This window comes from Nocardiopsis sp. NPDC006139 (assembly GCF_040614155.1).
GTDB lineage: Bacteria > Actinomycetota > Actinomycetes > Streptosporangiales > Streptosporangiaceae > Nocardiopsis > Nocardiopsis changdeensis.
In genome coordinates, this window is record NZ_JBEXTT010000016.1 from 96,853 (window position 1) to 121,429 (window position 24,577).

General features: G+C 71.9%; 21 protein-coding genes. 10 read left to right on the forward strand and 11 right to left on the reverse strand.

Annotated elements, in window-relative coordinates; all coding sequences use genetic code 11:
* Window positions 1-7 precede the first annotated feature (7 nt).
* The 3 genes from ABZ249_RS21185 to ABZ249_RS21195 form a co-directional block, all read right to left on the reverse strand.
* Window positions 8-187: a hypothetical protein gene (locus ABZ249_RS21185; protein WP_355265567.1), complete on the reverse strand. Its 180-nt coding sequence runs from the start codon at window positions 185-187 to the stop codon at window positions 8-10.
* A gap of 147 nt (window positions 188-334) precedes the next feature.
* Window positions 335-3,541 (reverse strand): efflux RND transporter permease subunit, encoded by a 3,207-nt coding sequence (locus tag ABZ249_RS21190; protein ID WP_355265570.1) that lies wholly within the window; start codon window positions 3,539-3,541, stop codon window positions 335-337.
* 554 nt (window positions 3,542-4,095) lie between these two features.
* On the reverse strand, window positions 4,096-4,452 hold the full coding sequence (locus ABZ249_RS21195) for a metalloregulator ArsR/SmtB family transcription factor (RefSeq protein WP_355265573.1): 357 nt from the start codon (window positions 4,450-4,452) through the stop codon (window positions 4,096-4,098).
* A gap of 110 nt (window positions 4,453-4,562) precedes the next feature.
* On the opposite strand from ABZ249_RS21195, the gene ABZ249_RS21200 reads away from it, so the two are divergent.
* The 5 genes from ABZ249_RS21200 to ABZ249_RS21220 all read left to right on the forward strand — a co-directional run bounded on the left by ABZ249_RS21200 (window position 4,563) and on the right by ABZ249_RS21220 (window position 9,388).
* A complete protein-coding gene (locus tag ABZ249_RS21200; protein WP_355265576.1) occupies window positions 4,563-5,483 on the forward strand; it encodes a cation diffusion facilitator family transporter in 921 nt (306 codons plus the stop codon).
* Between the two features lie 119 nt (window positions 5,484-5,602).
* Window positions 5,603-7,057 carry a potassium transporter TrkG gene (locus ABZ249_RS21205; RefSeq protein ID WP_355265579.1) on the forward strand — a complete coding sequence of 485 codons (1,455 nt, stop codon included), beginning with the start codon at window positions 5,603-5,605 and terminating at the stop codon, window positions 7,055-7,057.
* Between the two features lie 25 nt (window positions 7,058-7,082).
* Window positions 7,083-7,754 (forward strand): TrkA family potassium uptake protein, encoded by a 672-nt coding sequence (locus tag ABZ249_RS21210; RefSeq protein ID WP_220562830.1) that lies wholly within the window; start codon window positions 7,083-7,085, stop codon window positions 7,752-7,754.
* Window positions 7,755-7,820: 66 nt separating this feature from the next.
* Entirely contained in the window at window positions 7,821-8,873 is a 1,053-nt protein-coding gene (locus tag ABZ249_RS21215; RefSeq protein WP_355265583.1) for a metal ABC transporter substrate-binding protein, read from the forward strand.
* A 281-nt stretch (window positions 8,874-9,154) separates the two neighbouring features.
* Window positions 9,155-9,388: a DUF397 domain-containing protein gene (locus ABZ249_RS21220; protein WP_220562832.1), complete on the forward strand. Its 234-nt coding sequence runs from the start codon at window positions 9,155-9,157 to the stop codon at window positions 9,386-9,388.
* Window positions 9,389-9,623: 235 nt separating this feature from the next.
* On the opposite strand, the gene ABZ249_RS21225 is transcribed toward ABZ249_RS21220, so the two are convergent.
* Window positions 9,624-10,502: a helix-turn-helix transcriptional regulator gene (locus ABZ249_RS21225; RefSeq protein WP_355265683.1), complete on the reverse strand. Its 879-nt coding sequence runs from the start codon at window positions 10,500-10,502 to the stop codon at window positions 9,624-9,626.
* A gap of 220 nt (window positions 10,503-10,722) precedes the next feature.
* Window positions 10,723-11,220, reverse strand: a complete 498-nt coding sequence (locus ABZ249_RS21230; RefSeq protein ID WP_220565305.1) for an ATP-binding protein — start codon at window positions 11,218-11,220, stop codon at window positions 10,723-10,725.
* 279 nt (window positions 11,221-11,499) lie between these two features.
* Between ABZ249_RS21230 and ABZ249_RS21235 the strand changes: the two genes are divergently transcribed.
* Window positions 11,500-12,258, forward strand: a complete 759-nt coding sequence (locus tag ABZ249_RS21235) for an SDR family NAD(P)-dependent oxidoreductase (protein WP_355265586.1) — start codon at window positions 11,500-11,502, stop codon at window positions 12,256-12,258.
* Here ABZ249_RS21235 and ABZ249_RS21240 read toward each other — a convergent pair.
* The 4 genes from ABZ249_RS21240 to ABZ249_RS21255 form a co-directional block, all read right to left on the reverse strand.
* A complete protein-coding gene (locus tag ABZ249_RS21240; RefSeq protein ID WP_355265589.1) occupies window positions 12,255-13,241 on the reverse strand; it encodes a serine hydrolase in 987 nt (328 codons plus the stop codon). The two genes, ABZ249_RS21235 and ABZ249_RS21240, sit on opposite strands and share 4 nt — an antisense overlap.
* A 143-nt stretch (window positions 13,242-13,384) precedes the next feature.
* Window positions 13,385-13,999 (reverse strand): energy-coupling factor transporter transmembrane protein EcfT, encoded by a 615-nt coding sequence (locus tag ABZ249_RS21245; RefSeq protein WP_355265592.1) that lies wholly within the window; start codon window positions 13,997-13,999, stop codon window positions 13,385-13,387.
* A complete protein-coding gene (locus ABZ249_RS21250) occupies window positions 13,996-14,691 on the reverse strand; it encodes an ABC transporter ATP-binding protein (RefSeq protein WP_220562836.1) in 696 nt (231 codons plus the stop codon). Before ABZ249_RS21250 ends, ABZ249_RS21245 begins: the two co-directional genes overlap by 4 nt.
* Window positions 14,691-15,347: a biotin transporter BioY gene (locus ABZ249_RS21255; protein WP_220562837.1), complete on the reverse strand. Its 657-nt coding sequence runs from the start codon at window positions 15,345-15,347 to the stop codon at window positions 14,691-14,693. The genes ABZ249_RS21250 and ABZ249_RS21255 overlap by 1 nt, the downstream gene beginning before the upstream one ends.
* 274 nt (window positions 15,348-15,621) lie before the next feature.
* On the opposite strand from ABZ249_RS21255, the gene ABZ249_RS21260 reads away from it, so the two are divergent.
* Window positions 15,622-16,605, forward strand: a complete 984-nt coding sequence (locus ABZ249_RS21260) for a hypothetical protein (RefSeq protein WP_355265597.1) — start codon at window positions 15,622-15,624, stop codon at window positions 16,603-16,605.
* A 39-nt stretch (window positions 16,606-16,644) separates the two neighbouring features.
* Here the strand turns inward: ABZ249_RS21260 and ABZ249_RS21265 are convergent, their stop codons facing one another.
* The gene (locus ABZ249_RS21265) at window positions 16,645-17,844 is read right to left on the reverse strand and encodes a lactonase family protein (protein WP_355265600.1); all 1,200 of its coding nucleotides are present in this window, start codon (window positions 17,842-17,844) and stop codon (window positions 16,645-16,647) included.
* 386 nt (window positions 17,845-18,230) lie between these two features.
* Here ABZ249_RS21265 and ABZ249_RS21270 point away from each other — a divergent pair, with 386 nt between their 5' ends.
* Together ABZ249_RS21270 and ABZ249_RS21275 are read left to right on the forward strand one after the other, a co-directional pair.
* Window positions 18,231-18,791 carry a globin domain-containing protein gene (locus ABZ249_RS21270; protein ID WP_355265603.1) on the forward strand — a complete coding sequence of 187 codons (561 nt, stop codon included), beginning with the start codon at window positions 18,231-18,233 and terminating at the stop codon, window positions 18,789-18,791.
* Window positions 18,792-18,852: 61 nt separating this feature from the next.
* Window positions 18,853-19,497, forward strand: a complete 645-nt coding sequence (locus ABZ249_RS21275) for a pyridoxamine 5'-phosphate oxidase family protein (RefSeq protein WP_355265606.1) — start codon at window positions 18,853-18,855, stop codon at window positions 19,495-19,497.
* A 382-nt stretch (window positions 19,498-19,879) separates the two neighbouring features.
* Here ABZ249_RS21275 and hrpA read toward each other — a convergent pair whose 3' ends face one another.
* A complete protein-coding gene (hrpA, locus tag ABZ249_RS21280) occupies window positions 19,880-23,824 on the reverse strand; it encodes an ATP-dependent RNA helicase HrpA (protein WP_355265609.1) in 3,945 nt (1,314 codons plus the stop codon).
* A 172-nt stretch (window positions 23,825-23,996) separates the two neighbouring features.
* Between hrpA and ABZ249_RS21285 the strand changes: the two genes are divergently transcribed.
* Window positions 23,997-24,560 (forward strand): TetR/AcrR family transcriptional regulator, encoded by a 564-nt coding sequence (locus ABZ249_RS21285; RefSeq protein WP_355265612.1) that lies wholly within the window; start codon window positions 23,997-23,999, stop codon window positions 24,558-24,560.
* The last annotated feature ends 17 nt before the right edge of the window (window positions 24,561-24,577 follow it).

Genomic DNA, 24,577 nt, shown 5'->3' on the forward strand with positions numbered 1-24,577 from the left:
CCCGGGGTCACCCGCCCGTCGCGGTGTCCTCCTCGGGGGCCGTCCCCTCCCCCGCGGCCGCGGGCGCCTCCGGCAGCCGGTAGCGCTCGTAGAGGAGGCGGGCGTAGTCCTTCGCCTCCTGGGAGGGCTCGGCGCCCAGTTCCTCCCGAACGAGATCGTCGAGTGACTTCTTCTGCGTTTCCGTCATGTATCGCAGCCTGCCGTTCCCGCGCCGATGACACAAACCAACGCTCCGGTCACAGCATGCCACCGCTGCCCCGTCCCCGGGGCCGGAACGGCGACGGGCGCCCCGCGCCGGAGCACGGGACGCCCTCTCACCTGGAGATTCCCAGCGTCAGCCGACGGTCTCCTTCTCGCGCGCCGACGCGGAGGCGGCCGCGCGCTTGGAGCGGCGCAGCTCCTCGCGGGAGGCCCTGCGGGCCGCCCGGCGCTGCTTGCCCCACTCCACCAGCTGGTAGAGGACGGGGACCAGGATCAGCGTCAGCAGGGTCGAGGTCACCAGGCCGCCGATCACCACGAGCGCCAGCGGGGCCGAGATGAACGCGCCGCCGCCGGTGATGCCCAGCGCCATCGGGGTCAGGGCCGCGACGGTGGCCAGGGCCGTCATGAGGATCGGGCGCAGACGGTGCCGGGCACCCTCCACGATCGCCTCCGTGAGCGGCATCCCCCGGTTCTGGTTCTGGTTGATGAGGTCCATCAGGACGATGGCGTTGGTGATGACCACACCGATGAGCATCAGCATGCCGACCAGGCCGGCGATTCCCAGCGCCGTGTCGGTGACGAGCAGCAGTGCCAGCGAGCCGGTGATCGCGAACGGGATCGAGATCAGCAGCATGAACGGCTGGAGCAGGCTCTTGAAGGTCGCGACCATGATGAGGTAGCAGATGACCACGGCGGCCAGCATGGCCAGGGCCATCTGCATGAAGCCCTCGCTCTGCTCCTGGCTGACACCGCCCAGCGTGGCGGTGGCGCCCTGGGGCAGGTCCATCGTGTCGAGCGCCTGGGTGATCTCGGCGCTGACCGCGCCCAGGTCGGAGGCGGTGACACTGGCCTCGACGGTGGTGCTGGTGATGCCGTCGATGCGGGTGAGCTGCGGCGGCTGCTCCACCTCGACCACGTCGGCGACCTCGGACAGCTCCACCGGCCCGGCGGTCGGCGAGACGACCACCAGCTCCTCGAGCTCCTCGACGGTGGTCGGGGCCTCGACGGCGCGGACCACGATGTCGCGGCGGCTGTCGTCGACGGTGACGGTCCCGGTGTTCTGCCCGTTGAACGCGGCGCTCACCTGGCCGCCCACGGCGGCCTCGGTCAGGCCCAGTTCGGCGGCCTTCTCACCGTCGACGCGGACCTCCATGGCGGGCTGGGTGGCGGAGATGCCGTTGACGACGTCGGCGGCGCCGTCGATCCCCCGCAGCTCCTCCTCCACCAGGTCCGCGGCCTCGGCCAGGACCTCCTGGTCGTCGGCGGTCACCCGGACCTCGATGCCGGAGCCGGCGCCCATCGCGCCCATGGCGCTCATGGTCGGCTCGTAGTCGGTGTCCAGGTCCTCCAGGGAGTCGCGCAGGACCTCGCGGTTGCGCTCCTGGTCGGTGTCGGGGTCCGCGGTGATCGTGTAGTCGATCTGCGAGGCGCCGCCACCGCCGAACGGGCCGGCCATCGCGTTGCCGCCCACGTTGGTCTGGTACGACTCCACCCACGCGAACCCGGCGAGCATCTCCTCGACCTTGACGGCCTCGGCGTCGGCCTCCTCCAGGGAGGTGCCCGGGGGCAGCTCCTGGCTGAGGGCGTAGGTGTTCTCCTCCGACTGGCCCATCCAGTCGGTCTCCAGCTGGCCGGCCATGTAGACCGTGCCGCCGAAGATGACCGCGGAGGCGACCAGGGTGACGATCGTGGCCTGCTTGCGCTTGGTGGTGATCCACCGGATGACCGGCATGTAGGCGCGCTGCAGCGGGCTGCGCAGCTCGCGCTCGGTCTCCTCGCGCTCGATCTCCTCCTGGGTGGCGTCGCCGATGTCGCGCGGCTTGAGGAACCAGTAGCAGAGCACCGGGATGATGGTGATCGACACGATCAGCGAGGCGAGCAGGGCGAGGCTGGCGGTGACCGCGAACGGCATGAAGAGCTCGCCGACCATGCCGCCGACGAAGGCCAGCGGCAGGAACACCGCGACGGTGGCGAGGGTGGAGGAGACCACCGCGCCCGCGACCTCGCGGACACCGGTCTTGACCGCCTCCATCTTCTCCTTGCCGTAGTCCAGGTGCCTGCGGATGTTCTCCAGGACCACGATGGAGTCGTCGACGACGCGGCCGATGGAGATCGTGATGGCCGCGAGGGTGAGCATGTTCAGGGTGAAGCCGAACGCCTGCATGCCCAGGAAGGCGATCAGCACCGACACCGGGATGGACACCGCGGTGACCAGGGTGGAGCGGATCGACAGCAGGAAGACGAGGATGACGATCACGGCGGCCGCCAGGCCCATGCCGCCCTCTTCGAGCATCGCGAGGATGGACTCGTTGATGTAGGGGGCCTGGTCGAAGACCACGCTGATCTCGATGTCGTCGCCGAGGACGTCGGCCTGCTCGTCGAGGACGCGCTGGACGCCCTCGGAGACCTCGACGGTGTTGCCGTCGGGGGTCTTCATGATCATGACGCCGACGCTCGGGTCGCCGTTGACACGGGCCAGGGTGGTGGCCTCGTCGCGGACCAGCTCGACGTCGGCGACCTCGGAGAGGCGGACGGGCTCGGGCTGGGCGGCCGGGGGCGCGCCGGGCATGGCCGAGGTGGCGCCGGCCTCCGGGGCGGCCGGCCGGATCCAGATGTCCTCGACCTGCTCGACCGAGGTGAACTGGGCGCCGGTGGTGACGTTGAGCGTGCGGCCGTCGGAGTCGACGTCGCCGCCGGGCACCAGCTGCCCGCTGCCCTGGAGGGCCTGGGTGATGTCCTGCGCGGTGAGGCCCGCCTCGGCCATCTCGTCCTCGTCCGGGGTGATGACCAGGTCGGAGGAGATCGCACCGGTGATCGTGGCCGAGCGGACGCCCTCGACGGACTCCAACTCGGGGATGAGGTGGGTCTCCAGCGGCTCGACCATGCCCTGGTCGTCGCCGTTCTCGGCACCCGCGGCGAGCATGACGACAGGCATCATGTCGAGGCTGAAGGACATGACGCTGGTCTCGACGTCCTCGGGCAGCATGCCCGCGACCTGGTCGACCGCGATCTGGGTCTGGCGGACCAGGTCGTCCTGGTCGGCGCCGTAGTCGAACTCGACGGTGACCTGGGCGGTCCCGCTGCTGGAGGTCGAGGTGACGGTGGTGGCCCCCGCGACGCTCTGGACGGCCTGCTCCAGCGGCACGGTGACCTGGTTCTCCACGACCTGCGGGGAGGCGCCCTGGTAGGTGCCGGTGACCATCACCATCGGCAGGGACATCTGCGGGAAGAGCTCCCGCTTGGCGGCTCCGGCGGCGAGCACGCCGAAGAAGAGCACGGCCAGGGTGATGAGCAGTACCAGCGCCCGGTTCTTGAGCGACATGACCGCGAGGCGGTTCATCCGGTCGCCCCTTCCGTGCGGGGGGAGCCCGCGTGCGGGGTCCTGAAAGCCGATCTGGACATGAGAGGTTCTCGCTCCTACTCGCTGCGGACGTTGGACCGGTCGGCGCGGTGTGCGCCGGGTCGTCGCCGCCGGGCGGCGGTCGGTCCTCGAAGTCGTGTGGTGGGGATGCCGTCGAAGGCGTGCCGCCCTCGTCCGGGCGGGATCCGCCCGCGGGACCGTCCCGTCCCCCGGGTGCTCCGCCGGGCATTGCATCCGCCGGGCGCCTCCCCACGATACGTCGCGTTATATCGGGACTTCTCGTCCTCGGACGCGGATCGGGGGGCTTTCAGGGACGCGTCAGTCTTCTGTCAGGGTCGGCCCCTGACCAAAGTTAGGGACATCCGACAGAAGTCGGAGATTCCCCGGCGGGACATGGGACTTCATCACGCTCCACCACCCCCGGACCCCTGTAACGGGCATCACAGTGGCAGGTTCCGGTCATCCGCAACAACGGCGGCGGGAACGCGCTATGGGGGAGCCGGGCAACGCGGGAGGCGGGTGCGCCGGACGGGTCAGCCCGCGCGGCGCTCGGCCCCGGCGTCCCGCCCGGCGTCGTCGCCGGGGGCCTCGTGGGGGCGCCCGGTGCCCCAGACGACGCGCAGCAGGTCCTCCAGGGCGTGGGCGAGGGAGGAGTCGACCAGTTCGTAGGCGACCCGGCGGCCGTGGGCGTGGGTGCGCACCAGTCCGCAGTCGCGCAGGCAGGCCAGGTGGTTGGAGACGTTCTGGCGGGTCAGGCCCAGGTGCTCGGCCAGGTCGGCGGGGTAGCCGGGCCCCTCGAGCAGGGCCAGCAGGAGGCGGCAGCGGGTCGGGTCGGACAGGGCGCGGCCGAGCCGGTGGATGGCGGAGAGGCGCTGCTCGGAGGTCAACATGAAAACCATTGTACATAGCTTGCTGTATAGACAGCGCAGACTGTATAAACAGTGGTGACTGAACCGACGTGCGCACGCACGCGGGAGCACGCACACGAGAAGGGGGACCCATGGGCGCCGGACACGGCCACGGCCATGGCCACGGACACACCGCGGGCGCGGCCAACCGGGGACGGCTCGCGCTCGTCCTCGCGCTCATGCTCGGCGTCGCCGTCGTCCAGGTCGCGGGCGCAGCGTTCAGCGGCAGCCTCGCCCTGCTCGCCGACGCCGGGCACACCGTCACCGACTCCTTCGGGGTGGCGCTGGCCCTGGTCGCCGTGTGGATCGCCGCCCGCCCCGCCCGGGGGCGCAGCACCTTCGGCCACCAGCGGGCCGAGATCCTCGCCGCCGCCGTCAACGCCCTGGTGCTGTTCGTCCTGTGCGCGTTCATCGTCGTGGAGGCCGTCGAGCGGCTGCGCTCCCCCGCCGAGGTGTCCGGCCCCGGCATGGTCGTGGTCGCCGCCGTCGGCCTGGTCGCCAACATCGTCGGCGCGCTGGTGCTGCGCTCGGGCGCCAAGGAGAGCCTCAACGTCAAGGGCGCCTACCTGGAGGTCGTCAGCGACGCCCTGGCCTCGGTCGGCGTCATCGTCGGCGGCCTCGTCGTCTGGCTCACCGGCTGGACGCAGGCCGACACCGTCGTCTCGCTGCTCATCGCCGCGATCATCGTGCCCCGCGCCTGGTCGCTGCTGCGCGAGGCCGTGCACATCCTGCTGGAGTCCGCGCCGCGCGGCATGGACCTGGACGAGGTGCGCGGACACCTGCTCGACCACCCGGCCGTGGTCGACGTGCACGACCTGCACGTGTGGACCATCACCTCCGGGGTACCGGTGATGTCGGCGCACGTGGTGGTCCCCGAGGAACGGCTGCGCGACTGCGGGCGCACCCTGGACGAACTCCACGCCTGCCTGGCCGGGCACTTCGACGTCGAGCACTCCACCCTCCAACTGGAGCCGCCCGGGCACGCCGACCACGAGGGCGCACGCCACGACTGACGGGGAACGGCGACACATCCTCGCCCGTCCCACCCTGGGACGGACCGGTCGCCCCCTGCTGGCACAATCGTTCGGGTCGAACGACGGTGACCTGCACGAAGCGGTGGAATGACGAGGACATGAGGCAAGCCCTGAGAGCCTTCACGACCCGGATGTCCCGGAGCGCCGCCGCGCTGCGGGACCTCCGCGTGCGGCTGACTCCGCGCCGGCGCCACACCGGCTTCGACAGCGGGCCCGTCCACCACCGCAAGAACGCCTGGGGCAAGCCCGCCCGGGCATTCGTCCTGATCTTCTTCGTCGTGGACCTGCTCGGGACGCTCCTGCTCATGACCCCGTTCGCGGCCACGGGCGAGCCCCTCACCTTCACCGAGGCCCTGTTCACCGCGACGTCGGCCCTGGCCGTGTGCGGCCTGAGCGTCATCGACATCGGCGACCAGCTCTCGTTCTTCGGCCACCTCGTCATCCTCGTGATGATCCAGACCGGCGGACTGGGGATCATGACCCTGGCCTCGCTGATGGGCGTGGCCATCATCCACAGGTTCAGCCTGCGCATGGAGCTGAACGTGCAGGCGGAGAACCGGGCCCTGGCGGTCGGGGACGTCCGGGGCATCGCGACCCGGGTGCTGAAGGTGAGCCTGATCCTGGAGGGCGCCGTCCTGGCGCTCGTCCTCCCGAGGATGTGGCTCGGCTACGACATGGCCTTCTGGGAGGCCCTCTACTCGGGCGTCTTCCACTCGGTCTCGGCCTTCAACAACGCCGGGCTGTCCCTGTACGGGGACAGCCTGACGCGCTTCTCCGGGGACGCGTTCATCCTGTTCCCCCTCGCCTCCGCGGTCATCCTCGGCGGCGTCGGGTTCCCCGTGCTGATCGAGCTGCGCCGCCGCTACCGGACCCCGCAGACCTGGAGCCTGCACACCAAGATCACCGTCACCACCAGCGCGGCCCTCTTCCTCATCACCATCGTGCTGGTGATCGTCATGGAGTGGAACAACCCGCTCACCCTGGGCCGTTTGGACTGGTGGGCCAAGATCACCGACGGGGTCTTCCACGGGGTGATGCCGCGCAGCGGCGGGTTCAACGTCACGGACACCGGTTCGATGTACGACTCGACCCTGCTGCTCACCGTCATGATGATGTTCGTGGGCAACGGCAGCGCCGGGACCGCGGGCGGGATCAAGGTCGCCACCCTGGCCGTCCTCTTCCTGGTGGTGTGGTCCGAGGTCCGGGCGCACGACCGGGTCCACGTGTTCGGCCGCCGGCTGGCGCCCGAGGTCATCCGGCAGGCGCTGAGCCTGACGTTCCTGTCGATGACCGTGGTCGCGGTGAGCACGGTGATCCTCCTGCACACCACACCCTTCAGCTTCATGGACACCCTCTTCGAGGTCGTGTCGGCCGTCGGGGTGGTCGGGCTCTCCACGGGGATCACCCCTCAGCTGGACCCGTGGGCCCAGATCTTCGTCACCTTCCTCATGGCCGCGGGCCGCATCGGACCGGTCACCTTCGCCACGGCGATCGCCTTCCGCGAACGCAAGCGCCGCTACGATCTCGCCGAGGCCCGCCCGATCATCGGCTGACCACGAATCCTCTAGGAGCACCCACATGCCCCAACAGACGAAACTCAGGGACAAGCGCATTCTGGTCATCGGGCTGGGCCGCTTCGGCAGCTCCCTCGCACTGGAACTGGTCAACCACGGCTGGGAGGTGCTGGGCGTCGACTCCAACCCCCGCCTCGTCCAGGCCTACGCCGACGCCCTGACCCACACCGTGATCGCCGACGCCACCGACGACGAGGCGCTGCGGCAGGTCGGCGCGCCCCAGTTCCAGCGCGCGGTGGTGGCCATCGGCACCCACCTGGAGGAGAGCATCCTGGCCACGTCGCAGCTCGTCGACATGGGCGTGCCCGACATCTGGGCCAAGGCGATCAGCAGGCGCCACGGCCGCATCCTCGAACAGGTGGGGGCCCACCACGTGGTCCTGCCCGAGCACGACATGGGCGAGCGCGTCGCCCACCTGGTGTCGGGCCGCATGCTGGACTACGTGGAGCTCGAGGAGGGGTTCTCCCTGGGCAAGACGAAGGCGCCCAAGGAGCTGCTGGGCAAGCCGCTGCGCGAGACGAAGGTGCGCCAGAAGTACGGGATCACGGTGGTGTCCGTGAAGCGCCTCCACTCGGCCTTCACCTACGCCACCGAGGAGACCGTGCTGCAGAAGGGCGACGTGATCGTGGTGGCCGGGCGGACCGACGACGTGGAGCGCTTCGCCGAGGTCACCTGAGCGGGGACCGGGGCCGGACATAAGGGTCAAATTGACAACCATTTTCATTTTCCCGATGATGGTCCCATGCGTACGATCCTGCGAACCGCCGCCCTGTCCGCGGTGGCACTGATGACGGCCACCGCCTGCGGTGGCCAGGGTTCCCCCGCCGGCGGGGAGGGCCCCGACCCCGCCGACGCCGACCTGACCGTGGTCACCGGGGTCTACCCCCTGGAGTGGCTGGCCCGCGAGGTCGGCGGGGACGGCGTGGCGGTGGTCCAGCTGACCGAACCCGGCATGGAGCCCCACGACCTGGAGCTGACCGGCCGCCAGATCGGCGAGCTCACCGAGGCCGACCTCGCGTTCTACGTGGCCGGGCTACAGCCCGCGGTGGACGAGGCCGTCGAGCAGGAGGCGTCCGACCGCGCCCTGGACGTGGCCGACGTGGTCGAGCTGCACCCGGCCGGGGAGGGCGGGCACGAGCACGGGGAGGACGACGGGCACGGGGGCGAGGAGGCCCACGGGCACGAGGAGGACGCGCACGGGCACGAGGAGGACGCCCACGCCGAGGAGGAGCACGCCGAGGAGGGGGCCGGGGGCGACGGCCACGACCACGGCGACCTCGACCCGCACTTCTGGCTCGACGTGGACCTCATGTCCCAGGTCGCCGGCGCCCTGGGCGAGCGGCTGGGAGAGCTGAACCCCGAGGCCGCCGCCGAGTACACCGCCAACGCGGAGGCGGTGACCGCCGAACTGGAGGCGATCGGCCAGGAGTACGAGGACGGCCTGGCCTCCTGCGAGCACAACGAGGTCGTGGTGGGCCACACCGCCTTCTCGTACCTGACCGAGCACTACGGCCTGGAGCAGGTGGGCATCTCCGGGGTCGACCCCGACAGCGAGCCCTCCCCCACCCAGATCGCGGAGATCGCCGACTTCGTCAAGGAGCACGGGGTCACCACGATCTTCACCGAGCCGCTCATGCCCGAGGAGACCGCTCAGACCATCGCCGGCGAGACCGGCGCGGCGGTCGAGGTGCTCGACCCGCTGGAGGGGGTCACCGACGCCTCCCCCGGCGACGACTACCCGTCGATCATGCGCGGGAACCTGGAGGCGCTCCGGGCCGCCCTGGTCTGCTCCTGACCCCTGCTCTCCGCGCGGCCCCGCCGGACACGCCCCCGAGGCGTCCGGCGGGGCCGCGTCGTGCTGCGCGCCGGGGAGCCGTGTCCGTGTTCGCACGGTTCGCCATGGAGAAGACCCCTGGTCGGGCGCCCCGTGTATCACGTGGGACTCAGGATGGCTAACTCTCGGACAAGTGGCGAGGGTCACGCTATGCTTATGAACGTGCCAATGCTCTTGCACGTGCATTTGGCAGTGCAGGCGCACGGCACATCCCCTCGAGTGACTCCGAAGGAGAAGTGGGCATGACCCCGTACAACGGCATCAACGCGACCGAGCTGACCGAGGCCGCCTGGCAGAAGGCCAAGCGCAGCAACTCCCAGGGCGCCTGCGTCGAGATGGCCCGCCTGGCCGACGGCTCCATCGCCGTCCGCAATTCCCGTTTCCCGGCCGGCCCGGCCCTGGTCTACACCCAGGAGGAGATCGACTGCCTCATCCTGGGCGCCAAGGACGGGGACTTCGACAACCTGTTGGGCTGAGGCCGCACCGCTCTCCCTCCAGGCCACGGGCGGGGGGTCGCACCCCAGGGGTGGGACCCCCCGCGCAGGCGTGGAACGGCCCCGTCCGGAGAGCGGCGGACGCCCCGGGCACACCGCGAAAGAGACCGCGCGGAACGCCGAAGGACCCCGTCGGGGGACGGGGTCCTTCGGCCGTGTGCCGTTCCGGCCGCTTCGGCGGGCCGGCTCGGGGGTGCCGCTGCGGGGTCCGACGGGGTCAGCCCAGGCCGGCCGCCTCGCCGTCGGGGCCTTCGTCGGCCTCGGTGAAGTCGGCGAGGATGGACCGGAGCATCTCCAGGCTCTCGTCGGGGGTGGCCGCCGAGACGCTCAGCCTGGTCATCGCCTTGGTGTAGGCCTCGACCACGTTCGGGCGGTCGTTGAGCTCGCCGTCGTGCAGCTGCTCCAGGTACACCATGTCGGCGAGCTCGTAGTCGGAGTAGCGCAGCAGCGTGAACGAGCCCGCCTCGGCGGCGTGCGCGCCCACCGAGAAGGGGATGATCTGGATGGTGATGTTGTCCTTCTCCGTGCTGAGCCGGATCAGGTGCTCGATCTGGCGGCGCATCACGCCCAGGCCCCGGATGCCCACGCCGATGGGGCGGCGGACCGCCGCCTCGTCGAGGACGACCCACATGCGCATGCCCTCGTCCGTCTCGACCCGCTTCTGTCTCTTGAGCCGCGCCGCCAGCCGCTGCTCGGCGACCGTGTCGGGGGCGTCGACGCCGCCGAAGATGATCTCGCGGGCGTACTCCTCCGTCTGCAGCAGGCCCGGGACGAATTGCGACTCGTAGATGCGGATCTGGTCGGCGGCCTCCTCGAACCCGATGTACTGGGTCAGCCACTTGTGGAGGGAGTCGCCGTAGTCCTTCCACCATCCGGGCTTGTTGGATTCCTTCGCGACTTCGAGCATTTCCTTGATCGTGCGGCGGTCGGTGCCGTACAACTTCAGGAGGTCCTCGATATCGCGCAGCTTGAAACCGACCCGGCCGAGTTCCATGCGACTGATCTTCGACGCCGAAGCCCGAATCCGCGCCCCGGCGTCCTCCCGGCTGATACCACGCTGTTCGCGTCGGCTGCGCAGTTCCTGGCCGAGCAGCATGCGACGCACGGTGGGGCCGCTCCCCTTGCGCAATCGAGCGATATCCACGTTCGCCGCCTCCCTGTCATTCCCGCAACGGGCGTCCGCTGCGCGGGACACCCGGGTACACGATATAGCCGATGTGATCGCGGTACCGGGGTCGGCTCCTCCGGTCCCCGCCACTCCGCGGATCCGGTCCGCTCGGGGGCGGTGCGAAGGACGCCGGCCCGGCACCGGCGGTTCACACGAATTGCGCCCAAACGAACTTTCCCCCGGGGGGAGTGGGAATCACACCCCACTCTCGCGCGAAGGCGCTCACCAAGGCAAGTCCCCGGCCACCCTCCATGGTCGGGTCGGACCTCCTTCTGCGCGGCAGCCGATCTCCGCCGTCGCGAACCGCGCAGATGAATTCACGGCCGCTTCTCATCAGGGAGAGTTGAATACCCCCGCCGCCCGGCCCGGTCGAGACCAGCGGCCCGCCATGGCGTACCGCATTGGTGACCAATTCCGAAACGACCACGGAGACATCGGGGGACAAGTGCCCCATACCCCATTCCCGGAGCAGGGCGTCGGAAATCTCGCGTGCGGCCGACACGGAGTGGGGGCGCGGCGCGAAGGTCCACGTGACGGCGTCGTGCCGGTCCCCGCACAGGGGCGTGTTCCAGCGCCGGGAGCCGTGGGTGAGGACCCTGAGCCACCAACCTCCGGCGGGCTCCATGACCGCCTCCGCACACTCCATGCCTTCCACTCCTCCCCGAGCAGGTCGGGCGCGTGCTGCTGCACGGATCGAATGCACGTGCATCCTGGCCTTGCAGACATCGTAGGCCAAGCGGGGGCGGTGTGCAGGAAAACGGGGGGACCCGATGGCGCACTTCTTTCCGCGGCTCGGGGACGCCCAGGTGGCGGCGTGCGGGCCCGTCCGGGAAGGGACCGGATAAGGCCCCCCGGCCGCTTACCGACCGGTAGGAATGTCGATAGGATTCCCCCGCGCCCACCACGTGAATTCTGGAGGTAACCCATGTCCGCAACGCCTCGTGTGGCCATTGTGACCGGAGCGGCCCGTGGTATCGGCGCCGCCACCGCCGAGCGCCTGGCGGCCGACGGCCGGGCCGTCGCCGTGCTGGACCTGAAGGAGTCCGACGCCCAGGAGGTCGTCGACCGCATCACCGCCGCCGGGGGCACCGCCCTGGCCGTCGGCTGCGACGTCGCCGACGAGGACCAGGTCACCGCGGCCGTCGACACCGTCGCCGAGCGCCTGGGCGCACCGTCGATCCTGGTGAACAACGCCGGTGTGCTGCGCGACAACCTGCTGTTCAAGATGTCCGCCTCGGACTGGGACACCGTCATGAACGTGCACCTGCGCGGCTCCTTCCTGATGAGCCGCGCCGCCCAGGCGCACATGACCGCGCAGAACTGGGGCCGGATCGTCAACCTGTCCAGCTCCTCGGCGCTGGGCAACCGCGGCCAGGCCAACTACTCCGCCGCCAAGGCGGGCCTGCAGGGCTTCACCAAGACCCTGGCGATCGAGCTGGGCAAGTTCGGCGTCACCGTCAACGCGGTCGCCCCGGGCTTCGTGGAGACCGCGATGACCCGCGCCACCGCCGAGCGGATCGGCATCTCCTACGACGACATGAAGAAGTTCAAGGAGGCGGAGATCCCGGTCCGGCGGGTGGGCCTGCCCGAGGACATCGCCAACGCGGTGGCCTTCTTCACCTCCGAGGACTCCGGGTTCGTCTCCGGCCAGGTCCTCTACGTGGCCGGCGGCCCCCTCGACTAGCGTCCCGGTCGGCCCGCCGGGTGTCCGCCCGGCGGGTCCTCCAGGGCCGAGGTGACCGTGGTGACCAGCTCCTCGGTCAGGGCCACGCCCGAGGTGTAGTCGCGGCTGCCCTCGGACATGACCGCGATGAGGTACTGGCGGTCGGGCCCGGCCACGTAGCCGACGCTGTTGACCAGCCAGCGGCCGCCGTCGGACTCGCGGGGCGTCCAGCCGTTCTTCAGGCCCACGACGTCCCCGGGTCCGGCCGCGGCGGACACGCCCCAGGCCTGTTCCGGGGCGACCGTCTCCATCAGGCCGCGGATGTGGGCGCGCTCGTCGGCGGTGAGCGGCCCCTCCTCGGTGTACAGGGCGCGCAGCAGCCGGATCTGGTCGGCGGGCGTGGTCAGGGTGCCGCCCCACACGCCGTTCGGGTGGGGCTCGGTCCCGGTGAACCCGAGCCGCTCGGCCCCCTCGGCGAAGCCCGGGTTGTAGCCGATCCTCTCGTAGAGCCCGTTGGCGACGTCGTTGTCGCTGTAGCGGATCATGGCCTCGACCTGGGACCGCTCGGCCGCGGTGAGCTCGCGCCCCTCGTCCCGGGCGTGCAGCACCAGCATGGCGGTGATCATCAGCTTGGCCACGCTCGCGGTGGCGAAGCCCTCCTGGGCGCCGTGGCTGAACGTCGCGCCGGTGCGCAGGTCCTGGACGGCGATCCCGGCGCGGGCCCCGCTGTCGGCGATGGTCCGCGCCACGCGGGCGTCCAGCTCCTCGTAGCGCTCCGGGGTGAGCACGGCCCCGCCGGTGGCGGGCGCGGTCACGAGCGGGAGGAGGGCCTGCGGCCGCAGGCCCCCGGCCGGCACCGCGCGCGCGAGCGCCGGGGCCGCCTCGGGCAGGACCCCGGAGGGAGCGGACGGGGACACGGCCAGGAGGAGGGCGAGGGCGGCCACCAGGAGGGTGCTCAGGCCGCGGGGGAACGGGGGGATGTCGGCGGGGAGGCGCCGGGGCACACGATCACCGGTTCATCGAACGTCGCTCAGTGACTTGGTGCACCCATTATCCCGCTCGAATCCCTCTGTCCCGAGGGCCGATACGGAATCGGTACGGACGTAACACGGCCGTGAGACGGCGTTTCCTCGGCGGGAACGCGGGCTCAGGCACCGGCGTCCTCGTCGATGCCGCGGGCCACCAGGGCCTCGCCCGTGGCCTCGGCCATCCGGAACAGCTGGACGATCAGCGGGGTGACCAGCAGGTACGGGCGCCCCGACAGGCCCCGGGCGCGGTAGCCCTCGACGGCGGCGCGCCAGGCGGCGGCGACCATGGGGATGGAGCGGATCGTCAGCGCCAGCACCAGGGCCACGCGTTCGGGGGCGACGCCGAACCGGGCCAGCGGCCGGGCCAGGCGCTCGAACAGGTCGAGCATCTCGCGGACCCGGGTGGTGAGGGTGACCGCGTTGGCCAGCACCACCAGCCCCAGCAGCTGGGAGCACAGCCGGACCGCGGTCAGGGGGTCGCCGAAGACCGCCTGGAACAGCCCGATCGCCAGCAGGAACGGCCACAGTCCGCGCAGCACCCCGAGGACCCGCCGGAAGGGCAGCCCCACCGCGGGGTACAGCAGGACCGCGCCCGCCAGGAGCCCCACCGACACCCACGGGTGCGCCAGGGCGATGACCGCGACGCAGACGGCGAGCAGCCCGGCGAGCTTGGTGCCCGCGCTCAACCGGTACAGCAGGCCGTCGCCGGGGATGTAGAGGCCGAGCGTGTTCACCGGTCGTCCAGGAGGCGGTCGTCCATGAGCTTCACGTAGTGGTCGACGGCGTCGGCGGGCGGGCCGTCGAAGACGATCCGGCCCTCGTCGACCACCAGGACCCGGTCGAAGGAGCCGAGCAGGTCGAGGTCGTGGGTGAACAGGACGACCTGCTGCTCCAGGGTGTCGAGCACCCGGTGGACCATGCGGGTGTTGCGCAGGTCGAGCAGGGTGGTGGGCTCGTCGCAGACGAGGATCTCGGGTTCGGTGGCCAGGACCGAGGCCAGGGCCAGCAGCTGCTTCTGGCCGCCGGAGAGCAGGTGGCCGGGGTGGTCGCGGTGCCCGGCCAGGCCGTAGCGCTCCAGCAGGGCGTCGACCCGCCGGGCCGTCTCCTCGCGCCCCAGCCTGCGGGAGCGCAGCCCGATCTCCACGTCCTCGGCGACCGTGGGCATGATGATCTGGTTGGCGGCGTCGGAGAAGACGAACCCGACCCTGCGGCGGATGTGCCTGGCGTGGCGCCGGGTGTCCCACTCCCCCAGCGTCACCCGGCCTGCGTCGGGGACGACGAGGCCGTTGAGGGTGCGGGCGAGCGTGGACTTGCCCGATCCGTTCGCCCCGATCACGCCGATGCGGTGCTCGGCGAGGTCCAGGGTGATGTCGCGCAGCACCGGCCGCGCCTCGTAGGAGTGGGAGACACCCTCCAGGCGGAGCATCAGGCGCCCTCGCCCCTGGCCGCACCGTCCCCCTTGTCCCCGGTCCCGGCCTCCTCGATCACCGGGCGCCCGGCGGGCGGGATCGGGTAGGCGCGGTAGACGGCGGCGGCGATGAGGGAGGCGATGACGGCCTTGGCCAGGTCGCCGGGCAGGTAGGCGACCATGGCCACCAGCGCGGCCAGGTGGTCGTTGCCCATGGCGACGCCCAGCCAGGGGACGCCGACGGCGTAGACGACGAGGACGCCGCCGAGGACGTTGACGGCCAGGCCCGCCCAGAACCGGTACCGGCCGCCGCGGACCATGAGGTCGGTGAGGAACCCGATGACCAGGGCGGCCGGAATCCAGCTGACGATGAACCCGGCGGAGGGCCCGGCCAGGACGCCCAGGCCGCCGGCGCCGCCCGCGAACAGGGGCAGGCCCGCCAGGCCCAGGACGAGGAAGACCGCGACGGCGAGGGTGCCGCGCTTCCACCCCAGCAGGGCGGGGGCCAGCATGATGCCCAGGGTCTGGAGCGTGATCGGCACCGGGGACAGCGGCACGGTGATCTGGCCGGAGATGCTGAGCACGGCGATGAACGCGGCGAACACGGCGATGAGCGCCAGGTCGCGCGCGGTGAGGCCGCGGTAGCGGATGCCGGCGGTCCGGGTCGTGGGCATGGGCTTCCCCTCGGGAGGCTGAACAGGAGTGGAACAGCACCCATTGTCCGTTATCGGGGTCCGCCGGCGGGATGGCGGGGATGCACAGAACCGCCCCGGCGGGAATTGTCGACCTCCCCCTGAGACGCACCTCACACCCCTGGCCTCCACGGGCCCCGGCCCGTGCCGCGGGCACCGGGGCGGGCGTGAGTGTCGCGGACGGGCGGTACGCTCCGGGTCTCCCCGTCCCGCCGCCGCGGCCCCCGGGCCCGGCGCCCACTGGAAAGACCTCCCCATGGAACCCGTCTACGCCGACCTGTCCGTCGAGCCGGCGCGCCTGGCCGACACCGCCGTGGAGTACGAGCACTGCTCGTTCGGCGGTAACCACCTCGCGCTGAACGCCGGGGGCGCCGTCAGGGCCGACTTCGATCTGGACGCCGCCGAGAGGATCGCCGAGGGGATCCTGACGGTGACGGCGCTCGTCTCCAAGAGCGGCCGCTCCGCCGGGTACGCCCCCCTGACCGTTCTGGTCAACGGCGAGCCCGTGGCGTCGCGGATGACCGTCCCCGGCGGCGGCGACCTGCCGCAGGACTGCGTGTTCTCCGTCCCGGGCGCGCTGCTGCGGCCGGGCCGCAACCGGGTGACCGTGCGCAGCGGCGCCGACGCCCGCACCCTGCTGTGGCTGTACCGGATCACGTTCGACTCGGTCCACGAGCGGGGCCTCTCGGCGCGGGCGATGCTCGCGGCCGCCGACGAGCGGTCGGTGCTGCGCTACGCGACCCGCACGCTGGTCCACGATCCGGAGGGCGGACCGCACCGCTGGGAGGACGCCGGGACGCTGGTGGTCCACGTGGACCGGGGCGAGCGGGCCCCGATCGCCCAGCTCTCCTGGCGCCGCGCGGACGGGTCGGAGGCCTCGGTGTCCTTCCAGTCGGCGCTGGAGGAGTTCCACGGCTTCCACCGGGCCGCGGACGGCGGCGTGGCCGAGTACCGCGGCCGCCTGCGGGACCGCCGGGCCCGCCCCGGGGGCACGGAGGGGGTGACCGTGCACCGCTTCCGGACCGAGGAGGGCTGGGGCGGGGGCTGGCACTCCTCCGGGGAGCTGAGGCTGGCCGTCGACGACGGCGGCGCCCCGCTGGAGCGGGTGACCTGGCGCGACCAGCGGGAGAACACCGGCTCCGTGGCGTTCGGGGAGGGGGCCGCGGGGTTCCTCGGCTACTACCAGCGCGCCGGTGAGGGGCCCATCGGGTTCAGGGGCACGGCGGTCGCCGGGGGGTGACCGCCGGGCCGCGCCCCCGGCCCCGGGCCGTGCCCGGGTTCAGGGGCGGTCGCAGGTGCGGCGGATGCGGTTGATGGGGACCGGCAGGACGCAGACCGGGACCGGGATCTCCAGGCGGTGGCCGGTGTCGGCGGGGACGCCGGTGTCGGGGTCGATGCGCAGCGAGCGGAGCTCGTCGCCGTTCTGGGCGGCGACGACCAGGTGGTCCGGCTCGTCGCGGTGGCCGCGGATGACCGCGAAGTGGCGGGGCCAGTCCCCCACCGGGGTGTCGGCCAGGTGCTCCAGCCGGGCGCCCTCGTCGCGGACGGCGAAGGTGGAGACGGCGTTCGCGCCGCGGTTGGACACGTACACCCGGCCCTCGTAGGTGGTGGTCATCGGCAGGGCGTCGCCGTCGGCGATGTCGCGGCCGTCGACCTTGAGGCGGTGCAGGGCGATCTCCGCCGGGAAGTTGGCCTCGTGCAGGCCCCCCAGGGAGGGGACCGACCCCAGGTGCTCGCCGGTGCCGCGGCGCGGGTTCCAGCGGACGACGTGGACCCGGGAGTCGAGCTCCCCGGCGACGTAGACGTGGTCGCCGTTGACGGCCATGTGGCGGGGGCCGGTGCCGGCGGGCAGCTTCACCGTGCCGAACAGGCCCTCCTCCGGGCGCGCGGGCTCCTCGTCCTCGACCGGCACGGCGTACTGGTACACGCGCAGCTCGTCGGCGCCCAGGTCGGCGGCGAGCAGGTAGCGCAGGCGGCGCTCGTGGGAGTTCATGACCACGGCGGTGCTGTGCGCGTGCGGGCCCTCCTGGCGGTCGGAGACCGGGCCGTGCCCCCGGTGGCCGAGCTCGCGGCCGGACGGGTGCGGGCGGCCCTCGGCGTCGGTGGGCACGAAGCTCACCACGCCGTCGGCGTAGTTGGCGACGGCCACCTGCTCGGGGCCCAGGTAGCGGACGTGGCAGGGCGAGCCGCCGCCGGTGGGGACCTCTCCGATCCCGGTGAGGCCGGCGTCGCCGTCGACGCGGAAGGCCGCCAGGGTGCCCTCGGCCCGCTCGTTCACCGCGTAGACCGTCGGCGGCTCGGGCCGGTAGGCCAGGAACGAGGGACCGGGGGTCTCGGCCGCGACGCCCTGGTCGAACAGCTCCCCCGTCACCGGGTCGAAGCCGACCCGGTGGATGCCCCGGCCCGCGCCCGGGGGGTCGGAGTCCGGGGTGTAGGTGCCCACGAGCAGGAGCCGTCGTCCGCTTGCCCAGTCGCCCACCGGGGACCTCGTTTCTCACGCGTCTGCACGAACCGTGGCCTGCGCCACCGCCGCATGCTACCGTCCCGCGCTCCGGGCGGGAGAACCGGCGCTGGACCTCGCGGAGGGTTCCTCCACGTAGCGGATCTGTTACAGTCCTCCCCAAAAGGCCACAAAAGCAACAAGGAACACTGACACCCCACGCGTCCGTTCGCTTCCCTCGGAGCCCAGGTGGAACGACCTCTGGGCCCGCGGACGGACTCACGGCCCCCCGGGCCCGCGCGAGACGCGCCGCACCCGCCGAGAAACGCCGGTGCAGGCCCCTCCGACCCCGGTGACCGTGAGTGCGCGCCGCCTCGTGCGCTCACCAGCCGTGGTTCCCCGCTCATTCGAACCTTGGACCGTCCTTGACCCTTCGCCGTGTATCCGAAGTGCCGCTTCCCGACCGGGAGACCATCGAACTGGTCCGCCTCTCGTCCGTGGACATCCCCGAGGGCTCGGCCCGCCTGGCCAGGAGTTTCTACGACAACCTGTTCGAGATGGTGCCCTCCGTGCGGAGCATGTTCGCCGACGACATCAGGCCGCAGCAGCAGCGGATGGCCGACGCGCTCCTGTCCGTGGTCCGCCACCTCGACGACCCCGACGAGGTGGCCCACCACCTCAGGAGGCTGGGCCGCCAGCACCACCGGGAGCTGGGCGTGGTGCCCGAGCACTACCCGTACGTCGGGCGCGCCCTGGTCCGCGCCGTCAGCGAGGTCTCGCCCACCTGGACCTCCTCCATGAGCTCCGCCTGGGTGCTGGTCTACCAGTGGATCACCGCCCAGATGATCGCCGGGGCCGAGGGCGATGACACGCCGCCCGCGCCGCCCCGCGCCCGGGGCCTGGGCGAGGACCGGATCCCGAACGGACCCCAGTACCAGGTTCCGGGGCGGGCTCCGGCCGGGACCCCGGGCCGGCACTCACGCTGACGGGGCGCTCGCCCGACCCCTCCCCGAACGCACGCACGTCCACCGTCGAAAGCCCGGTTTCATGACTCAGACCAGCCACAACACCGCGACCGGCACCGAGGGCGAACGGTACGTCCAGCAGGTCATGGGGACGTCCGATCGCGCGGCGCGCTTCTACCGCGACCAGATGCTGAACCACCTCAACAGCGACATGCGGGCCTTCATCGCCCGCCAGGAGATGCTCTTCATCGCCACGGCCGACGACCGGGGCGAGTGCGACTCCAGCTTCCGGGCCGGGCCCCCCGGGTTCGTGCACGTCATCGACGAGCGCACCCTGGCCTTCCCCGAGTACCGCGGCAACGGCGTGTTCGCCAGCGCGGGCAACATCGCCGAGAACCCGCACATCGGGCTGATGTTCCTCGACTTCCAGCGCGACCGGATCGGCCTGCACGTGAACGGCCGCGTGAAGATCATGGAGGACGACCGCCTGCGCGCGCACGTGCGGGACCTGCCCCTGCCGCAGGTCCCGGGCCAGCGGGCGCAGATGTGGCTGCTGGTGCAGGTCGAGGAGGCCTACATCCACTGCCGCAAGCACATCCCCCACCTGCGCAAGGTCGGTCCGGAGGAGGACTGGGGCACCGACGACACCCTGCGCAAGGGCGGGGACTTCTTCCGCGCCAAGCAGGAGAACGACGCGCGGCGCGGCGGGGACGTCCTCGGGATCTGAGCCGGGCGCCGGGCCGCCCGTCCGGGGGGCCGTGTCGCGGCCCCCGGACGGCCCCTCCCGGGACGTGCTCGGCGGATGCTCCCGTGCGGTCCGGCGCTCGCGCCGAAGGAGCACGGGCGGCCTCCCGGCGACCTCCTGCGGGACGACGAACACGGGCGGCCTCCCGCAAGGCGTCGGGCGCGGAGCGGCCCGGGGCCGTCCGGGCGGAGGCGGCGCCGCGGGAGGCTGCCCGCGGGTGTGAGGCGGGCGTCGACGCGGGTGGTGCGAGGCATCGAGGGCCTCCCGGCGGCCGGTGGGACGTCGCCGATCCACACCGGTACCGGAGGCCCTCCCGGTTCGTGTCAGGCGGGGCCGGTGTCACCGACCTCCATGGTCAGTACACCTAGGCGGCCTTGACCGCCTCGACGGCCTTCATGATCCGCTTGTCGGACACCGGGTAGGCGGTGCGGATCGCCCCCTGCGCGAACAGGCTCACCCGGTACTCCTCCAGCATCCAGCGCAGCTCGGCCACATCGGGGTCGGCGGCACGGCCGGGCTTGAGCGCCCCCGTGGCCCGGGCGACGGCCTGGCGCATCTGCTCGACCTTGGACATGCCGACCTGATCGCGGCGCGGGTTCTCCGGCAGCTTCTCCAGCCGGTACTCGACCCCGCGCAGGTAGCGGTGCAGGTCGTCGAGGCGCCCGACCCCGGCGGCGCTGATGAACCCGTCGCCGACCAGCGAGCCCAGCTGCCCCTGGACGTCGTTGAGCGAGGGCAGCACCGCCAGCGACGTGGTGCCCTTGACCTTCTTGGTGACCTTGCGCCACAGCGCCAGGACCCGGGCCGCCCTGGGCAGGATCTCCGCGACGGTGTCCCCCAGGTCGGCGCGGACGCGCTCGGCCAGGGCCGCGAAGTCGTCGCCGTTCCACACCGGCCCGCCCTCGCGGACGAGCAGGTGGTCGACGGCGGCCGCCTCGGCGTCGGCGAGGAGCTTCTTGACGGACCCGTACGGGCTGTCGGCCAGGGCCAGCTTGTCGGGGTTGTTGAGCCCCTTGCTGACCGCGGCCGCCGGGGAGGGCAGGTTGAGCAGCAGGAGCCTGCGGGTGCCGAGCCGCATGGCGGCCCGCTGTTCGGCCTCGGTGTCGAAGATGCGCACGGCGACGCTGTCGCCCTCGTCGACCAGCGCCGGGTACCCCTTGACCTTGGGGCCCAGCGCCTTGCGCTCCAGGGTGCGCTCCAGCGGCCCGAAGTCCCAGGCGGTCAGCCCCTTCTTCTCCACGCCCTTGGCCTCGGCGGAGATGGCCTCGCGCAGGCGCGGCTTGAGCTTGGCCCGGAGCCGCTCCAGGTCCTTGTCCTCGGCCAGGGAACGCTGCCGGTCGTCCACCGCGCGGAAGGTGATGCGCAGGTGGTCGGGCACGCGGCTCAGGTCGAAGGCGTCGGCCGGGATCCGCTCCCCCGACATGCGGGTCAGCTCGGCGGCCAGCGCCGCGGTGAGCGCCCCCTCGTAGGGGGTGAGCCCGCCCAGGGCGCGGTCGGCGTTGTCCGGCACGGGTACGAAGTTGCGGCGCAGCGGCTTGGGCAGCGACCGGATGAGCGCGGTGACCAGCTCGGCGCGCAGGCCCGGGATCTGCCAGTCGAAGCCGTCGGCCTCCACCTGGTTGAGGACCTTGAGCGGGATGTGCGCGGTGACGCCGTCGGAGTCGCTGCCCGGCTCGAACTGGTAGGTGAGCGGGAAGACCAGCGCCCCCTGCCGCCAGGTGTCGGGGTAGTCGTCCTCGCTGACGGCGGCGACCCCGTCGTTGATGAGGTCCTCGCGGGTGAAGTCGAGGAGCTCCGGCTGCTCGTGCCGGGCCTTCTTCCACCAGGCGTCGAAGTGGGCGGCCGAGACGACGTCCGCGGGGACGCGCGCGTCGTAGAACCGGAACAGGGTCTCGTCGTCCACCACGATGTCGCGGCGGCGGGCCCGGTGCTCCAGGTCCTCGACCTCGTCCAGCAGGGCGCGGTTGTCGCGGAAGAAGTGGTGGCGGGTGTCCCAGTCGCCCTCCACCAGGGCGCGGCGGATGAACAGGTCCCGGGACATCTCCGGGTCGATCCTCCCGTAGGACACCTTGCGCTGCACGACGATGGGCACCCCGTAGAGGGTGACCCGCTCGTAGGCCATGACGGCGCCGCGCTTGCGCTCCCAGTGGGGCTCGCTGTAAGTGCGCTTGACGATGTCCCCGGCCAGCTCCTCGGCCCACTCCGGCTCGATGCGGGCGACCATGCGCCCCCACAGCTTGGAGGTCTCGACCAGCTCGCCGGCCATGACGAACCGGGGCTGCTTCTTGAACAGCGCCGAACCGGGGAAGATCGCGAACCGGGCGCCGCGGCCGCCGAGGTACTCGTGCTTCTCGGGGTCCTTGAGGCCGACGTGGGACAGCAGCCCGGACAGCAGGGACATGTGGACGGCGCGCGGGTCGGCGGCCTCGGGCCGCAGCGGCGGGACCTCCACGTCCATCTGCCGCAGCACCTGCTTGAGCTGCCCGTGGATGTCCTGCCACTCGCGCACGCGCAGGTAGTTGAGGAACTCCTCCCGGCACATGCGGCGGAACTGGTTGCCCGACAGCTCCTTCTGTCTGTCGCGCAGGTGGTTCCACAGGTTCAGGTACGCCAGGAAGTCCGACTCCTTGTCGGTGAACCGGGCGTGCATCTGCTGGGCCTGCTGCTGCTTGTCCGTGGGGCGCTCGCGCGGGTCCTGGATGGACAGCGCGGAGGTGATGACCAGGACCTCGGCCAGGCAGTCGCGCTTCTCGGCCTCCAGGACCATGCGGCCCAGGCGCGGGTCGACCGGCAGCTGGGCCAGCCGGCGGCCCAGCGGGGTGAGGCGGCGCTTGGCCCCGGAGGGGTCCGGGTGCAGGGCGCCCAGCTCGGTGAGGAGGTTGACGCCGTCCTTGATCTGGCGGTGGTCGGGGCCGTCCACGAACGGGAAGGCGGCGACGTCGCCCAGGCCCAGGGCGGCCATCTGGAGGATGACCGAGGCGAGGTTGGTGCGCAGGATCTCGGGGTCGGTGTACTCGGGGCGGGACAGGAAGTCCTCTTCGGAGTACAGCCGGATGCAGATGCCCTCGGAGACGCGGCCGGAGCGGCCCTTGCGCTGGTTGGCGGAGGCCTGGGAGATCGCCTCGATGGGCAGGCGCTGCACCTTGGTGCGGTGCGAGTAGCGGGAGATGCGCGCGGTGCCCGGGTCGATGACGTACTTGATGCCGGGGACCGTCAGGGAGGTCTCGGCGACGTTGGTGGCCAGGACGATGCGGCGGCCGGAGTGGGAGGACCACACCCGCTTCTGCTCGGCGACCGAGAGCCGGGCGTACAGCGGCAGGATCTCGGTGTTGCGGAGCTTCTGCTTCTCCAGCGCCTCGGCGGTGTCGCGGATCTCGCGCTCGCCGCTGAGGAAGACCAGGACGTCGCCGGGCTCCTCGCGGGAGAGCTCGTCGACGGCGTCGAGGATGGCCTGGGTCTGGTCGCGGTCGGTCCCGCCCCCCGGGTTCTTCTCCTCGGGGTCGAGGATGTCCTCGGAGATGGGCCGGTAGCGGACCTCGACCGGGTAGGTGCGGCCGGAGACCTCGACGATGGGGGCGTCGTCGAAGTGGCGCGAGAACCGCTCGGGGTCGATGGTCGCCGAGGTGATGACGACCTTCAGGTCGGGGCGCTTGGGCAGCAGCTGCTTGAGGTAGCCCAGCAGGAAGTCGACGTTGAGGCTGCGCTCGTGGGCCTCGTCGATGATGAGCGTGTCGTAGGCGCGCAGCATCCGGTCGTGCTGGATCTCGGCCAGCAGGATGCCGTCGGTCATCAGCTTGACGAGGGTGTCCTCGCCGGAGGTGTCGGTGAAGCGCACCTTGTAGCCGACGGTGGCGCCCAGCGGGGTGCCGACCTCCTCGGCGATGCGCTCGGCGACGGTGCGGGCGGCCAGCCGGCGGGGCTGGGTGTGGCCGATGGTGCCCATGACGCCGCGGCCCAGCTCCAGGCAGATCTTGGGCAGCTGGGTGGTCTTGCCCGAACCGGTCTCGCCCGCGACGATGACGACCTGGTTGTCGCGGATGGCCTCGGCGATGTCGTCGCGCCGGGCGCTGACCGGCAGCGACTCCGGGTAGGTCAGCTCGGGGACGGCCTCGCGGCGCAGGTCCACGCGCAGGCGCGCCTCGTCGACGTCCCTGGCGATCTGGGCCAGGACCGAGGCGCGGCGGCGCTCGTCGCGCATCTTGGCGAGGCCGTCGATACGGCGGCGCAGCCGGTGCCGGTCCACGGGCATGAGGTCGCGGAGCCGGGAACGGAGATGGTCCGCGGTGGGCGCGGGCGTGGTGGTGCTCATCAATAGTCAAGGGTAGGAGGGGCGGCAACCGGTTTTCCCGGGGGCCGCACGGAAACGGGCGCGGACGGGGTCCTCGCGGCCCCTCGGCTCAACACCCGGGCGGTCCCCGTTGTTCCGGTCTCCGTCGGGTAACGGCCGCGGTCTGTACCGCCTCACGGCCTAGCATGGAGGGATGCCCCACGACACACGTACCGTGCTGTTGGCCTCGGCCACCGCCCTCCTGGACGGCGGCGGCGTCGAGGCGGTGACACTCCGGGAGGTCGGTCGCCTGAGCGGAGTGTCCCACATGGCCCCCTACAAACACTTCCAGGACAAGGAGTCCCTGCTGGCGGTGATCGCCACCCGGGAGCTCGACCGGCTGGCGGACATGATCGACCGCGCCGCCGACACCCCCTACGACCCCGGCGGGACGCTCCGGTCCGTCCTGCACGCCTACGTCTCCTGGGCCCTGGAGCACCCGGTGCGGTTCCGGCTGATCTACGGGGGGCCGTGGACCTGCCCCCGGCCCGAACTGGAGAAGGCGGCCGAGCGCACGGCCGAGCTGATGTCGGACGTGGTGCGCCGGTGCCAGAACAGCGGCGAGATGCCCGGCCGGGACCCCCAGCGGTGCACCTGCCTGCTGCTGGCCGCGGTGCACGGCGCCGTCCAGCTGCAGCTGGCCGGACACCTCACCTCCGGGACCGAACCGGACGCCATCGTCGACGACCTGCTGGACCTGCTGCGCTCCACCCGCTAGGGAGCGCAGCCGGACCG

Excerpts from the sequence above, each read along its gene's own strand:
- ABZ249_RS21260 (WP_355265597.1), top strand. The coding sequence starts at position 15,622 with ATGGAACCCGTCTACGCCGACCTGTCCGTCGAGCCGGCGCGCCTGGCC.
- ABZ249_RS21210 (WP_220562830.1), top strand. The coding sequence starts at position 7,083 with ATGCCCCAACAGACGAAACTCAGGGACAAGCGCATTCTGGTCATCGGG.
- ABZ249_RS21275 (WP_355265606.1), top strand. The coding sequence starts at position 18,853 with ATGACTCAGACCAGCCACAACACCGCGACCGGCACCGAGGGCGAACGG.
- ABZ249_RS21200 (WP_355265576.1), top strand. The coding sequence starts at position 4,563 with ATGGGCGCCGGACACGGCCACGGCCATGGCCACGGACACACCGCGGGC.
- ABZ249_RS21190 (WP_355265570.1), bottom strand. The coding sequence starts at position 3,541 with ATGAACCGCCTCGCGGTCATGTCGCTCAAGAACCGGGCGCTGGTACTG.
- ABZ249_RS21215 (WP_355265583.1), top strand. The coding sequence starts at position 7,821 with ATGCGTACGATCCTGCGAACCGCCGCCCTGTCCGCGGTGGCACTGATG.
- ABZ249_RS21255 (WP_220562837.1), bottom strand. The coding sequence starts at position 15,347 with ATGCCCACGACCCGGACCGCCGGCATCCGCTACCGCGGCCTCACCGCG.
- ABZ249_RS21205 (WP_355265579.1), top strand. The coding sequence starts at position 5,603 with ATGAGGCAAGCCCTGAGAGCCTTCACGACCCGGATGTCCCGGAGCGCC.
- ABZ249_RS21220 (WP_220562832.1), top strand. The coding sequence starts at position 9,155 with ATGACCCCGTACAACGGCATCAACGCGACCGAGCTGACCGAGGCCGCC.
- ABZ249_RS21230 (WP_220565305.1), bottom strand. The coding sequence starts at position 11,220 with ATGGAGTGTGCGGAGGCGGTCATGGAGCCCGCCGGAGGTTGGTGGCTC.
- ABZ249_RS21195 (WP_355265573.1), bottom strand. The coding sequence starts at position 4,452 with ATGTTGACCTCCGAGCAGCGCCTCTCCGCCATCCACCGGCTCGGCCGC.
- ABZ249_RS21185 (WP_355265567.1), bottom strand. The coding sequence starts at position 187 with ATGACGGAAACGCAGAAGAAGTCACTCGACGATCTCGTTCGGGAGGAA.
- hrpA (WP_355265609.1), bottom strand. The coding sequence starts at position 23,824 with ATGAGCACCACCACGCCCGCGCCCACCGCGGACCATCTCCGTTCCCGG.
- ABZ249_RS21285 (WP_355265612.1), top strand. The coding sequence starts at position 23,997 with ATGCCCCACGACACACGTACCGTGCTGTTGGCCTCGGCCACCGCCCTC.
- ABZ249_RS21225 (WP_355265683.1), bottom strand. The coding sequence starts at position 10,502 with ATGCTGCTCGGCCAGGAACTGCGCAGCCGACGCGAACAGCGTGGTATC.
- ABZ249_RS21250 (WP_220562836.1), bottom strand. The coding sequence starts at position 14,691 with ATGCTCCGCCTGGAGGGTGTCTCCCACTCCTACGAGGCGCGGCCGGTG.
- ABZ249_RS21235 (WP_355265586.1), top strand. The coding sequence starts at position 11,500 with ATGTCCGCAACGCCTCGTGTGGCCATTGTGACCGGAGCGGCCCGTGGT.